The following is a 12,720-nucleotide window of genomic DNA, read 5'->3' as shown; positions in this document are numbered from 1 at the left end:
CCCCGGCCGAAAGGATTCCCATTCCCATGAAAACACAAAGCATCGTCATGGCCGGCCTTGCGACGCTCCTCGCGCCCGCTCTCGCCTTCGCCCACCCGCATATATTCGCGGAAGCTCGCCTGGAGATCGTCTCCGACGAAAAGGGCGGGATCGGCGAGCTGAGGAATGTCTGGCGGTTCGACGAGCTGTTTTCGGCAAGCGTCGTTCTCGACTTCGACAAGAACGCGAACGCCACGCTCGACCCGGATGAACTGAAGGAAGTCGGCCAGACGGTGCTCGAGTCGCTGGCGGAGTACAACTATTACACGTCGATTTCCGACAACGGCAAATCCGTGAAGGTCAACAGACCCGACAGCATCACCGTCGATTACAAGGATAACCAGCTCCTGATGATGTTCGCGGTCAAGCCTGCCGAGACCATGCCGCTCAAGGGCAAGCTTTCCTTCGGCGTCTACGACCCGACCATGTATACCGCCATGGACTTCCCGACCGACGAAGACCTCTCCGTCGTCGGCGACAAGATCGAGGCCTGCCAGCATCAGGTGGTGCGGCCCGATCCCGACGAAGTGCTGGCGGAGAACAAGGACACGCTGACCGACGCCTTCTGGAACGATCCGACCGGGACCGACACGTCGAAGCTCTTTGCAACCAGGATCGAGATCACATGCTGAATGCCCGCAACGCCGGCCGCCTGATCGTGGCCGCCCTCCTGTTGACGGCCTTTTCCGCAACCGTCGCCGCCGCCCAGTCGCCTCTCGGCATCGGCACTGCCGAACCTTCCATCCGGACGACGGGCTTTCTTGGCGGGTTCTTTTCCTGGGTGAACATGGAGCAGCAGGGCTTCTACCGAATGCTGACCGACGCACTCAAGGACATGCGCGATAACCCGTGGCAGCTCTGGTCCCTGATCGGCCTTTCCTTCACCTACGGTGTCTTCCATGCCGCCGGTCCGGGCCACGGCAAGGCGGTCATCTCCTCCTACATGATCGCCAATGAGACGGAACTGAAGAGAGGCGTGCTGCTTTCCTTCCTCTCCTCGATCCTGCAGGGCGTCGTTGCCATCCTCCTGATCGGCGCCGTCTATCTCGTGCTGCGCGGCTCCTCGATCACCATGACGAACGCCACCCGTGCACTCGAAATCGCGAGCTATGCGCTGATCGCGGCCTTCGGCGGCTGGCTGGTCTTCCGCAAGCTGCGATCGATGCTGCGTCCGGCCCCTGCCCCGGCCACGGTGCATGCCCCTGCCCTGCATGCCGATGACGATCATGGCCACGGTCACGAGCATCATCATCATGATCACCACCATGCGCACGGGCATGCGCACGGGCCCGGCGAGGTCTGCGCCACCTGCGGCCACGCCCATGCACCCGATCCGGCGCTCCTGAAGGGCGACCGCTTCGCGCTCAGCGAAGCCTGGTCGGCGATCGTCGCAGTCGGCCTGCGGCCCTGCTCCGGCGCGCTGATCGTGCTGTCCTTCGCCCTCCTGAACGGGCTCTATCTCGGCGGCGTGCTTTCGGTCTTCGCCATGTCGATCGGCACGGCAATCACCGTTTCGATCCTGGCGACCATGGCCGTGACGGCCAAGGGTATTGCCGTGCGCTATGCCTCCAGCGATTCGGCTGCGGCACGCATCTCGAACGGCATCGAGATCGCCGGTGCGTTGCTTGTCCTGCTGCTCGGGCTGGTGCTCCTGGGCGCGGCGCTGCAGAGCTGAGTTACCTCGGAAGAACATTCCACCCGCAACCGCCTCTCATCTCGCTGCCGCGACCTTCTCCCCGTTCTGACGGCGAGAAGGGGTAGGCCGCGCCCCAGGGTTTGGCGTGGCTTTCCGATAGACCTTAATGGCTATGCCAGCCGAGATCGGTATAGGTGAAGTCGTCACCCTTATAGGCAATTCGGGTACGGTAAGCCCGCGCGCAGGCATAGGTGAAACAGTCGCCCATGTTCAGCTTGGCGGGGTGGTTCATGACCTTGCCGAACTGCCGCGCGGCATCAAGCGCCTTGGCGCCAACGTCGCCAGAAATCATCGCTTCCTTGCAATCGAGGTCGGAGATGAACTGCTCGACGAGACGGCGCGCCGTGTCCATCATCTCGGGTGTTGCCGGTCCACCCCTGCCTGCGGCCTCGGCCAATCGGCGCGTGAGCGATAGGGTCGCTTCCATCCGCACGACGGGCGAGACGTAGTAGGGGCCGCCGTCCTGCTCGAGCCGATCGATCAGGCTTGGGGCATCCTCTTCCTCGGCCAGAATGGCGACGACAACCGAGGCGTCAATGAACAGCATCAGTCATCGCCCCACATGTCGTCGGTTTCCCGCTTGTGGTTGCCGGGGGCAAAGGGACCGGCCTCGCGCGCCATGGCAAGGGATTTTGCAAGGCGTTCTCGGACAGGAAGAACGGCCTTACGTTTGGCTATCTCATGCTTGAGCGCGTCCTTGACCGCATCCACCTTGCTGGATTTGGTCAGGCTGATAAGCTCCTCGGCCAGCCGGTCGACCTCGGGATCCTTGATATAGAGCGGCATACAGCATATCCTTTCGAGGATATTATAATATCCTTCTTTTCATATCCTCACCAGAAGAAGTTTACGCTGGCACGTTCGACGAGAATGTCGGTACCCGCTCTTGAAGGTATCCGAACTGACCCGCAGCACCCGCACCTTCAATAGAATATGCGGAAATAGCCGACCGGAGACTCACAGTCCCTTTCGGCGCTGATACCGGGCGCGCAGCCAGAAGATCAGGAAGAAGGCTATCACGAATAGGCAGCCGACCGCGGCCGCAAGCCATGGGGATATGTCGCCGAGCCTCACCATGATCGAGGGCAGCGCGAAGAAGCCGATCCCGACCACCAGCAGAATGATGGCTGCCGCGACGGCGGGCGATTTCTCCTTCTCGGGCGTGCTCACCTTCGTTCCTCCTGCGCAAGCGTTGCGCGGACATCCTCGAGGCGCTGCTTCTGGCGTCCGTCGCGATCGAAATTGTCGGGCGAAAGCCACTGCTCGAAAGCGGTCTTGATGAGCGGCCATTCGCGATCGATCATCGAGAACCAGGCCGTATCGCGATTAGCGCGTTTCGAAACCATGTGCTGACGGAAAATGCCTTCGAAGGTGAAGCCGAGGCGCGCCGCGGTGGTGCGGCTCGCCTGATTTTCGCTGTGGCACTTCCATTCATAGCGCCTATAGCCGAGGTCGTCGAACACATGCCTGGCCATGAGATAGTGCGCTTCAGTCGAAAGCGGCGACCGCGCCATGGCGGACCCATGCGCGACGCCGCCGACCTCGACGACGCCGTTGGCGGGATCGGCGCGCATGTAGTTTGCCATGCCGACGACCTTGCCGCTCGCCTTCTCGCGAAAGACTTCGGTCACCCAGCCCGACTTCTGCTGAACCGCCGAAAGCCAGGTGTCGAAATCCTCTATGCCCGAAAAATCCTCCTGGGAGAAATATTTGAGCAGAGGGTTGATGGCCATGCCGCCGAAGGCATCGCTCCAGAGGGCGTTCAGATGTTTCGCCCGATCATAGGGCTCGACAAGGACGTATCGCCCCTCGATGAGCACCGGTTTCGGCGCCGGGCATCCTTTCCAGTGGGCAAGATCACGCATCAACTGCTCCCGCGTTTGCATTCGCACTGGCCATAGGACAGACGCAGGGCGGTGACAAATTCAAACTCGTGATGCGACCCATGAGCGGAACGGATCGACGCCCGCTCATGAATTCGTTCAAGCCGGAATCTTTGCCGCAGAAACCGTCGCCTCGATGTGGTCGACGAGCGCATCGGCCAGGCCGAGCCGCCCGGCAAGCAGATCGAGATAGCCGCGCTCGGCCCGGCCGTCCGGCTCGATCGCGAGACGGGAGGCCGTATAGATCTCCACCCGCTCCTCCTCCGTCTTCACGGCGGAGATGATGGCGTCGAGATCGATCGGGTTGACGAGCTCCGCTTCCAGGAAGGCCGCCGCATCCGCGGAAAGGCCCGAAACGGATAGCTTGTCCATGATGCGGCCGCGCTCGGTGCCGTCGATATGGCCATCCGCGCGCGCGGCGGCGATCATGGCGCGCACCAGAACGAGCGCGAAGTCGTCGCTCAGCGCTTCCGGCGCGGCGAAGCCGGAGTCGGCGGGCGGCGCCGGCAACTGCGCCGGTGCGCGTGGTGCGGGCTCGGCCACCGGCTCCTTGCCGGACTGGTAGTTCTTGTAGGCCTGATAGCCGAGGCCGGCGATCGCGGCGAGACCGCCGAGGACGGCGGCATTGCCGGCCAGCTTGCGTCCGGATTTCGTGCCGAGCAGGACCGCGGCGATCGCGCCGCTGGCAAGCGGATTGTCTTTCGCGACTTTGGTCACCTGATCCGCCCGGCCGCGGACGGTCCCTCCGGCGCCGGGCACCTGCGATCCCAGGAACTGATCCAGCAATTTCTTCGCGTCGAACATCAGGCTTGCTCCTTTTCGGTCAATGCGGGATGGCAGGCATGAACGCCCCACCCCGCGCTCCGTCGTTGGCCGATTGAGACATAGGAACGTTGCCACGGAAATACAAACCGGCGTGAAGAATGAAATGGCCGGACGAATGCCGGCCTTCCTCCATCGCGTGCCGGCTGGATCACGATGCTTTTAGGTCCGGTCGACCTAAAGCATCGTGATCGATTCCAAGAAGTTGAGACGCGGGATGCAGGCGGAAAACGGCACACTTTTCCTCGTCCCGCTCTACAGCGCCGCGCGTCTTATCAGACGCGCAAAGGTCGCTGTAGCACTTTGATCTGCTGCATGTTTTTGTCCTTTAATCGGATAAGATTAAAGGAAACATGCAGTAGGATCAGCCCTTGAGCGCGAAGGCCTCGGCCGCAAGCTTGGTGATGCCGGCCCAGTCGCCCCTGACGACCAGGTCCTTCGGCGCAACCCAGGAGCCGCCGACGCAAACGACGTTCGGAAGCGTCAGGTAGTCGCGCGCATTGGCAAGCGAGATTCCGCCGGTCGGGCAGAACATGGTGCCTGCGAGCGGCGACGACAGCGATTTCAGATAGGCAGCGCCTCCGGCCTGCTCGGCCGGGAAGAACTTCATCACATCGTAGCCCTCCTCGCGCAGCCCCATGACCTCGCTCGCCGTCGCCGCACCCGGAAGCAGCGGCACCTCGTGATCGTTGGCGACGTCGATCAGTTCCTGCGTCGTGCCGGGGCTGACGATGAACTGCGACCCGGCCGCGACGGCCTCTTCGAACTGGGCGGCATTGAGGATGGTGCCGGCACCGGCAACGGCGCCCTCAACCTCATTCGCGACGGCACGGATCGCCTCCAGCGCGGCCGGCGTGCGCAAGGTGATCTCGATCGCCTTGAGGCCGCCGGCGACCAGCGCCCGCGCGAGCGGTACCGCCGACGCCGCATCATCGATCACCAAGACCGGAACCACCGGCTGCAGCTTGAGGATGGAGAGAAGCTTGTCCGTTTTCGCGCTCATGCCGATCGTCCTTTTAAAACGATTGAATAATGCCCCTCGAATAGCGTGCCAGTCTGCGGTTGTCGAGCCCGACAGATCGGGCCGCGCGGAAAACTCTTCGCGCTATTCCGCCCGCTTCCGCTCTAACTTGTCAGGACCGATCACGTTCACGATTTCAGGTCCATCCGATCTAAAATCATCGTGATCGAAGGGACAAGACTTGAGCGACATCGATTAAACGGTAGTCTGTGCCGGCCGACTTCTCGAAATGGCAGGAGATCCATGGCAAAGGAGATTGAGCGCAAGTTTCTTGTCACCACCGATGGCTGGCGGCAACACGCGGACAAGGGCATCAGGCTACGTCAGGCCTACGTCGTCACCATGGAAGACCGCTCCGTACGCGTGCGCATTCACGGCAACAAGCGGGCACGGCTGACCATCAAGATCGGCAAATCGGCGCTCGTCCGCAACGAGTACGAATACGATCTCCCCATGAATGACGCGCGGGAATTATTGACCCAGGCGATCGGCATCGTCATCGAGAAGCGGCGTTTCCGGATACCGCACAAGGGTTTCACCTGGGAGGTCGACGTCTATGAGGGCGCGCTTGAAGGGCTCACAGTCGCCGAAGTCGAAATGAAGCGGGAAACGGACCTGCCCAACCTGCCGGCCTGGCTGGGGCGCGAGATCACCGGCGATCGCCGCTACTCCAATCAGGCGCTTGCCACCGAAGGACTGCTGGAAGCGCAGACATGACCTTTGCCTTCCATCCGAAGCGCCCCTTTACAGAGGACTTCCGCGCCGTCGGAGGGGAACAGATCGAACGCGCGATCGCGATGCTGGAGGTCCAACCCGAAGGCGTGCATGAAGCGATCCACGATGCACGCAAGGGCTTCAAGCGCCTGCGCTCGCTCTATCGCCTCGTGGCCGCGGATGCGCCACTCTTCCAGAGGCAGGAAAACGCCCGCTTCCGCGCCATGGCACGCAGTCTCTCGACATTCCGCGACGCGGCAGCGCTTGTCGAGAATGCCGGGTATCTGCGCCGGCACGCGGCGAGCGAGGAGCAGCAGCTGGCCCTCGACAAGATCTGCTCGATCCTCGCAAGCCGGCGCGACCGGATTGCCGAAGACGAAGGCGATCTCGACCGGAAGATCGAAGAAACCATCGTCAATTGCCGAAAGGCGCACGCCGCACTCGCCCATGTTTCCTTCCATGACGGCAGGCGGAAATCCGCACGCCGCCTGGCGAAGGGCTGGCGGCAGACATTGCGCCGCGCCGCACGCGCCAGGGCGGCCTGTGCGGCAAGCTCCGATACGACGCTGTTTCACGACCTGCGCAAGGGCGCACAGGATTATCGGATGCAGCTCTCCCTGCTTCGCGAGGCCTGGCCGTCGGCAATGCGGGCGAAAAGAACGGAGGCCGGCGAACTGGTCGACGTGCTCGGCCATCTGAACGACATCTCCGCATTGATGTCGCTTGTCGACGAACGGCCGGACCTGGCGGGCAACAGCAGGGAGCATCTTCTTTCGAATGTCGTCGCCAGGCAGGACGAGCTGAGGCGTGAGGCCTTGAAGCGCGCGGATGCGGTCTTTCTCGACCGGCCGCGGAGGGAGAGCCGAACCCTCGAACTGCTCTGGCTCGAAGCCGGAAGGTAGAACGCTTACTGAAAGCCAAGCTCAGGCGTGACTCGCCGCAATTGCACTTGGCGCCCGAAACCTGTATTTGCGTGCCGCATGACCGACATGCTCACGACATCGCGCCGCCCGGAGACGCCGGGCCAGTTTCTGGTGGCCGCCCTCTACCATTTCGTATCCTTTCCGCGCTTCGCCGATTTCCGCGAGCCGCTGCAGGCGATCTGCGATGCCAATGGGGTGAAGGGAACGCTGCTTCTTGCGCATGAGGGCATTAACGGGACGATCGCCGGCACCGAAGAAGGCATTGCGGCGGTCCTTGCCTGTCTCCGCGCGCAGCCGGAATTCGCCGGCCTGGTACACAAGGAGAGCCGGGCCTCGGCCATGCCCTTCCTGCGCATGAAGGTGCGCCTGAAGAAGGAGATCGTCACCATGGGCGTCGAGAACATCGACCCCAAAAAGGTGGTCGGCACCTATGTGGAGCCGAAGGACTGGAATGCGCTGATCTCCGATCCGGAAACGCTGGTCATCGACACGCGCAACGACTACGAAACGGCCATCGGCCTCTTCCAGGGAGCCGTCGACCCGAAGACCAAGACCTTCCGGGAATTTCCCGAGTGGGTGCGCAACAATAGCGGCCTGCACAACAAGCCGAAGATCGCCATGTACTGCACCGGCGGTATCCGCTGCGAGAAGGCGACGGCCTTCATGAAGGAACAGGGCTTCGAGGAGGTCTATCACCTCAAGGGCGGCATTCTCAAATATCTCGAGGAAATACCGCCGGAAGAGAGCCTCTGGGAAGGCGCCTGCTTCGTCTTCGACGAGCGCGTGTCCGTCACCCACGGGCTGCAGGAAGGCGAGCACACGCTCTGCCATGCCTGCCGCCAGCCGCTGACGCCCGAGGACCTCCAGTCGCCCCTTCACGAGGAAGGCGTCTCCTGCATCCACTGCCACGACACCCGCACCGAAGAGGATCGCGAGCGTTACCGCCAGAGGCAGAGGCAGATCATGCTTGCGAAGAAGCGCGGCGCGCGGCACCTCGGAAGCTAGAGCATTGCTTGGTCCAGTCTAACCGGATTCACCCGGTCGATGCCCCTCAACCGCCTGCCGGTTGAGGGGCATGCCGTGGCCGCCCGCGGGGAGAGGGTTAGTCCTCGGATTAGACCCGAGGAGAGGGGGCAAACGCCGCTCACCAGCTCGGGATGAGCGCACCCTTGAAGTGCTCTACGATGAAGGCCTTGACCTTGTCGTCGTGGTAGGATTCGACGAGCGTCTTCACCCAGGGCGCATCCTTGTCTGCGCTACGCACCGCAATGACGTTGGCATAAGGAGACTTCTCGCTTTCGATGGCGATGGCGTCTTCCTTCGGGTGAAGATCGGCCTCGAGCGCGTAATTGGTGTTGATCACGGCCGCGTCGACATCGGCCAGCGAGCGCGGCAGCTGGGCCGCGTCGAGCTCGGCGAACTCGATGTTCTTCGGATTTTCCGTCACGTCGGCCGGGGTGACCTTGAGCCCGGCATCCGGATTGACCTTGATGAGGCCCTTCGATGCGAGAACCAGGAGCGCGCGGCCGCCATTGGTGGGGTCGTTCGGAATGGCGATCGTCGCGCCGTCCTCCAGCTCATCGAGGCTCTTAACCTTGCTCGAATAGACGCCCATCGGCGTGGTGATGGTCAGGCCCACGCTGACGATGTCGAAGCCACGATCGGCGATCTGGTTGTCGAGATAGGGCTGGTGCTGGAAGGAATTGGCATTGAGGTCGCCGTCGGCGAGCGCCTGGTTGGGAACCACGTAGTCGGAGAATTCGAGGATCTCGATGTCGAGGCCCTTGGGGGCGGCGACTTCCTTCACCTTCTCCATGATCTCGGCATGCTCGCCCGGGGTCACGCCGACCTTGATGGTTTCCGCAAGCGCCGTGCCGGCAGCCAGGGCGGCGAAGGCCGCCGCGAGAATCAACTTTTTCATGGATGTCTCCTTGTTGCTGTTTGGTGTCTTGGAAAGGATCAGGTCTTGCGGCTGCGCTTGTCGAAGCGCCGCGCCATCCGGTCGCCGGCGCTCTGGACGAGCTGTACGAGCACGATGAGCACGACGACCACGACGAGCATCACGTCCGGCATGAAGCGCTGGTAGCCGTAGCGGATGCCCAGATCGCCGAGACCGCCGCCGCCGACGGCGCCGACCATCGCCGAATAGCCGATGAGACTGACGATCGTCATGGTGAGCGCCAGCGTCAGCGCCGGCCGTGATTCGGCGAGCAGGACCTTGAAGACGATCTGCATCGGGGTGGCGCCCATGGCGCGCGCCGCCTCGATCAGCCCCTTGTCGACGTCGCGGATCGCCGCCTCGACAAGGCGGGCGACGAAGGGAATGGTCGCAATCGTCAAGGGCACGATCGCCGCTTTGGTGCCGATGGAGGTGCCGGTGATGAGGCGCGTCAACGGAATGATCGCGACGACGAGAATGATGAAGGGCGTCGACCGCGTCGCGTTCACCACAAGTCCCACGGCGCGGTTGACATTGGGCGCGGGAAACAGCTCGCCCTTGCCGCTGGTCGCCAGGAAGATGCCGATCGGCAGCCCGATCAGCGAGCCCACGAGGCCGGCGATCGCCACCATGTACATCGTATCGAGCGTTGCGCTGCCTATGCGAAGCAGAAGATCAGGCGACATAGCCGAGCACCTCCGTGACCAGTCCGTTCTCGGTGAAGAAGCGCTCCGCCTTGCCCGAGGTTTCGGCATCGGCGCCATAGGCGACGACGAGCGAGCCATAGGGCTTGCCGCCGATCTCGTCGATCGTGCCGGCGATGATGTTGACCTCGGCGCCGACGGACTGGATGAGCTGCGAGATCAGCGGGCGCTCCGCCGCTGCCCCGAAGAAGGTGAGGCGCACCACGACGCGATCGCCGCTTGCTGCCGCCGGCTTCAGGCCTCTGGCAACGGCTTCCGGCAGTTTCGAACCCGCCAGACCGGAAAGGAGCGCCCGCGTCGTCTCGTGCCTGGAATGCGTGAAGACATCGAAAGTGTGCCCTCGCTCCACGATCTCGCCCTTGTCGATCACCGCCACGTCGGAGGTAACCGCTTTCACGACTTCCATCTCGTGGGTGATGAGCAGAACGGTAAGGCCCAGTTCCGCATTGATCCGTCTCAGCAGTTCCAGGATCGACTGCGTCGTTTCCGGGTCGAGCGCCGAGGTCGCCTCGTCCGAGAGCAACAGCTTGGGTTCGGTCGCAAGCGCCCGGGCGATGCCGATGCGCTGCTTCTGGCCGCCGGAAAGTTCCGCCGGGTAGCGCCCGTGCTTGTCGGCGAGACCGACGAGTTCGAGAAGCGGGCGCACACGCTGCTCGATCGCGCGCCGATCCATGCCGGCGATTTCGAGCGGCAGCGCGACATTGCCGAAAACGGTGCGCGAGGAAAGCAGGTTGAAATGCTGGAAGATCATGCCGACGGAGCGGCGGAGATCGCGCAGGCCCGCCTCGTCCAGCGCACCCACATCGACGCCATCGACGAACACCTTGCCGCTTGAAGGCTTTTCGAGGCCGTTGACCAGCCGGATCAGTGTCGATTTGCCGGCGCCGGAACGACCGATGATACCGGTGATCGAGCCGCGAGCGACCGCCAGGCTGACATTGTCGAGCGCAGTGAAGGCCGTATTTCCGCCGGAGGCCGGAAAGCGCTTGGACACGGCGTCGAAGACGACCGCATCACCGGCCGATATCTCGGATCGAGGAAGGGTCATTGTCCGGTCACCCCCGCAGGAGGGATCAAAACGATAGGAGGATACATGATGCTCTCGGATGTTCGAAACTCCGGTCCCTTGCTAAATAGGGCCGGCACGGAAAAAACGTCGCCTAGTCAGACGGACATTCGACAACGCATTCGAAACGTGGAGCAACTCTCTATCATCGGCCAACCGGTCAGTTCAACGCCTCCTCGGCATGACTGCCATGCCAAGGAGCATGTGGTTCTTATGGCGCGCGAGCGCGCCCTTTTACAGGTACGTTTTTCCGGAGCCCCAGGGCGCGACGCAAAAGTCTACTCTTTTTGTGCAGAACCGCGGTCCGCTCGCTCCGGCATCATCCCGGCTTGTGGTTGCCGCTTGGAAACCGTTCCGCCAGGTCCTTATACCAGCGACCGCTTTTCTTGATCGTGCGGACCTGTGTCTCGTAATCGACGTGAACGATGCCGAAGCGCATCCGGTAGCCCTCGGCCCATTCGAAGTTATCCATCAGGCTCCAGGCGAAATAGCCCCGTATCGGATAACCCTTGGCGATGAGATCGGCGGTGACGGCGAGGTGGTCTGAGATGTAGTCGAGCCGAGGCTGATCGTCGACGGTACCGTTCTCGACGCCCATATTGTAGCAGGCGCCATTCTCGGTGATGTAGCAGTCGGGGAGCCTGTAGCGCGCATTGAGCGTCTCCACGAGGCTGCCCAAAGCCGGCGCATAGACTTCCCAGCCAATATCGGTCTTCACGTTGCTGACAGGTTTCGCATTGACGGTCGCCGGATATTCGGCGCCTTTCGCGGGGTCTGCCGAAACCCGCATCGGCGTATAATAGTTGAGCCCCCACCAATCGAGCGGCTGGGCGATCGTTGCCATGTCGCCGTCCTCGATCGCCGGCATGCGTTCGCCGAGCGCGGAGAGGAAATCCTCCGGATACTCGCCCTTGAAGATCGGATCGAAGAAGACGCCGTTGTGGAAATCGAAGGCGCGCTCTGCCGCGGCCTTGTCCTCGGCGCTGTTGCTGCCGGGATAGACCGAATGGGCATTGATGACGATGCCGACCGGCAGTTCCGGCCGTTCCGAGCGGATCGCCGCGACCCCCAACCCGTGGGCGAGATTGGTGAAGTGCAGTGCGGCAAGTGCTGCATCCATGTTGCGCTCGCCCGGTGCATGGACACCGTAGAGATGGCCGAGCCAGACGGAACACCACGGTTCGTTGAAGGTCGCGACCGCGTCGAGACGATCCCCCAGACGCGCGATCACGGTCTTGGCGTAACGCTGGTAGGCATAGGCGGTCGTGCGTGCCGTCCAGCCGCCGTCGCCCATCAGCGCCAGCGGCAGGTCCCAGTGATAGAGGGTCGCAAAGGCCTTGATGCCGCGCGCCTTCAGTCCGTCGACGAGGCGGTCGTAAAAGTCGAGGCCCTTCTCGTTGATCGGCCCCGTGCCCTCCGGCACGATCCGCGGCCAGGCGATCGAGAAGCGGTAGGCCTCGACGCCGAGGCTCTTGATGAGGTCCAGGTCCTGCTCCAGCCGGTTGTAATGGTCGCAGGCGACGTCGCCGTTGTGGCGCCCGTAAACGCGCCCCGGCATATTGGAGAAGGCGTCCCAGATGGAGGCTTTGCGACCATCCGCCTTGCTGGCTCCCTCGATCTGGAAGGATGCGGTTGCAACGCCGAAGACAAAGTCGCCGGGAAAGCGCGCTGCGAGTTTCTTGGCTTCGATCATCATTCAGGCCTCATCGTCTGCGCAGCCGGACCGAAGGCATGGCTGCGTTCGATTCAATGGTAAGGCGGACCATGGGAGGTCTCGCCCTCGTCTGAGGACGTGGCCTAAGGCCGCGGTGGCAAATGTCAATGAAAAAGGGCGAGGTGTTCCCGCCCTTCCCTAGATCACGATGTTTTTAGGTCGGGTCGACGTAAAAACATGAACGTGATCGATTCCTAGA

15 protein-coding genes are annotated in these 12,720 nt (G+C 62.6%); 5 read left to right on the top strand and 10 right to left on the bottom strand.

Going from position 1 to position 12,720, the window contains the following annotated elements; all coding sequences use genetic code 11:
* Positions 1-26: 26 nt before the first annotated feature.
* Positions 27-671, top strand: coding sequence for a DUF1007 family protein (locus M1D43_RS15660; RefSeq protein WP_003528900.1), 645 nt, complete (start codon positions 27-29; stop codon positions 669-671).
* Positions 665-1,714, top strand: coding sequence for a nickel/cobalt transporter (locus tag M1D43_RS15655; RefSeq protein ID WP_498814017.1), 1,050 nt, complete (start codon positions 665-667; stop codon positions 1,712-1,714). Before M1D43_RS15660 ends, M1D43_RS15655 begins: the two co-directional genes overlap by 7 nt.
* A gap of 124 nt (positions 1,715-1,838) precedes the next feature.
* Here the strand turns inward: M1D43_RS15655 and M1D43_RS15650 are convergent, their stop codons facing one another.
* From M1D43_RS15650 to M1D43_RS15625, 6 genes are all read right to left on the bottom strand, one after another.
* Positions 1,839-2,282: a type II toxin-antitoxin system VapC family toxin gene (locus M1D43_RS15650; protein ID WP_003528896.1), complete on the bottom strand. Its 444-nt coding sequence runs from the start codon at positions 2,280-2,282 to the stop codon at positions 1,839-1,841.
* A complete protein-coding gene (locus M1D43_RS15645; RefSeq protein ID WP_003528894.1) occupies positions 2,282-2,521 on the bottom strand; it encodes a type II toxin-antitoxin system VapB family antitoxin in 240 nt (79 codons plus the stop codon). The genes M1D43_RS15650 and M1D43_RS15645 overlap by 1 nt, the downstream gene beginning before the upstream one ends.
* A gap of 171 nt (positions 2,522-2,692) precedes the next feature.
* On the bottom strand, positions 2,693-2,905 hold the full coding sequence (locus M1D43_RS15640) for a hypothetical protein (protein ID WP_003528892.1): 213 nt from the start codon (positions 2,903-2,905) through the stop codon (positions 2,693-2,695).
* Positions 2,902-3,600 (bottom strand): GNAT family N-acetyltransferase, encoded by a 699-nt coding sequence (locus tag M1D43_RS15635; RefSeq protein WP_153313050.1) that lies wholly within the window; start codon positions 3,598-3,600, stop codon positions 2,902-2,904. Before M1D43_RS15635 ends, M1D43_RS15640 begins: the two co-directional genes overlap by 4 nt.
* Positions 3,601-3,717: 117 nt before the next feature.
* A complete protein-coding gene (locus tag M1D43_RS15630; protein WP_153313051.1) occupies positions 3,718-4,422 on the bottom strand; it encodes a tellurite resistance TerB family protein in 705 nt (234 codons plus the stop codon).
* Positions 4,423-4,804: 382 nt separating this feature from the next.
* On the bottom strand, positions 4,805-5,443 hold the full coding sequence (locus M1D43_RS15625) for a 2-dehydro-3-deoxy-phosphogluconate aldolase (protein WP_027992175.1): 639 nt from the start codon (positions 5,441-5,443) through the stop codon (positions 4,805-4,807).
* Positions 5,444-5,704: 261 nt separating this feature from the next.
* Here M1D43_RS15625 and M1D43_RS15620 point away from each other — a divergent pair, with 261 nt between their 5' ends.
* The 3 genes from M1D43_RS15620 to trhO all read left to right on the top strand — a co-directional run bounded on the left by M1D43_RS15620 (position 5,705) and on the right by trhO (position 8,103).
* Complete coding sequence (locus tag M1D43_RS15620; protein WP_153313052.1) at positions 5,705-6,178, top strand: CYTH domain-containing protein; 474 nt, start codon at positions 5,705-5,707, stop codon at positions 6,176-6,178.
* Complete coding sequence (locus tag M1D43_RS15615) at positions 6,175-7,077, top strand: CHAD domain-containing protein (RefSeq protein ID WP_107608406.1); 903 nt, start codon at positions 6,175-6,177, stop codon at positions 7,075-7,077. The genes M1D43_RS15620 and M1D43_RS15615 overlap by 4 nt, the downstream gene beginning before the upstream one ends.
* Positions 7,078-7,155: 78 nt before the next feature.
* The gene (trhO, locus tag M1D43_RS15610; RefSeq protein WP_027992176.1) at positions 7,156-8,103 is read left to right on the top strand and encodes an oxygen-dependent tRNA uridine(34) hydroxylase TrhO; all 948 of its coding nucleotides are present in this window, start codon (positions 7,156-7,158) and stop codon (positions 8,101-8,103) included.
* Between the two features lie 139 nt (positions 8,104-8,242).
* Here the strand turns inward: trhO and M1D43_RS15605 are convergent, their stop codons facing one another.
* From M1D43_RS15605 to M1D43_RS15590, 4 genes are all read right to left on the bottom strand, one after another.
* Positions 8,243-9,019 (bottom strand): MetQ/NlpA family ABC transporter substrate-binding protein, encoded by a 777-nt coding sequence (locus tag M1D43_RS15605; RefSeq protein ID WP_003528884.1) that lies wholly within the window; start codon positions 9,017-9,019, stop codon positions 8,243-8,245.
* A gap of 38 nt (positions 9,020-9,057) precedes the next feature.
* Positions 9,058-9,723, bottom strand: a complete 666-nt coding sequence (locus M1D43_RS15600) for a methionine ABC transporter permease (RefSeq protein WP_003528883.1) — start codon at positions 9,721-9,723, stop codon at positions 9,058-9,060.
* Entirely contained in the window at positions 9,713-10,789 is a 1,077-nt protein-coding gene (locus M1D43_RS15595; RefSeq protein WP_010970269.1) for a methionine ABC transporter ATP-binding protein, read from the bottom strand. The genes M1D43_RS15600 and M1D43_RS15595 overlap by 11 nt, the downstream gene beginning before the upstream one ends.
* 337 nt (positions 10,790-11,126) lie before the next feature.
* Positions 11,127-12,503, bottom strand: coding sequence for a GH1 family beta-glucosidase (locus M1D43_RS15590; protein WP_192923384.1), 1,377 nt, complete (start codon positions 12,501-12,503; stop codon positions 11,127-11,129).
* Between the last annotated feature and the right edge of the window lie 217 nt (positions 12,504-12,720).

This window comes from Ensifer sp. R1-3 (genome assembly GCF_056739175.1).
Note: the sequence above shows the minus strand (reverse complement) of the source record. Positions and strands in the feature narration are given on the sequence as shown.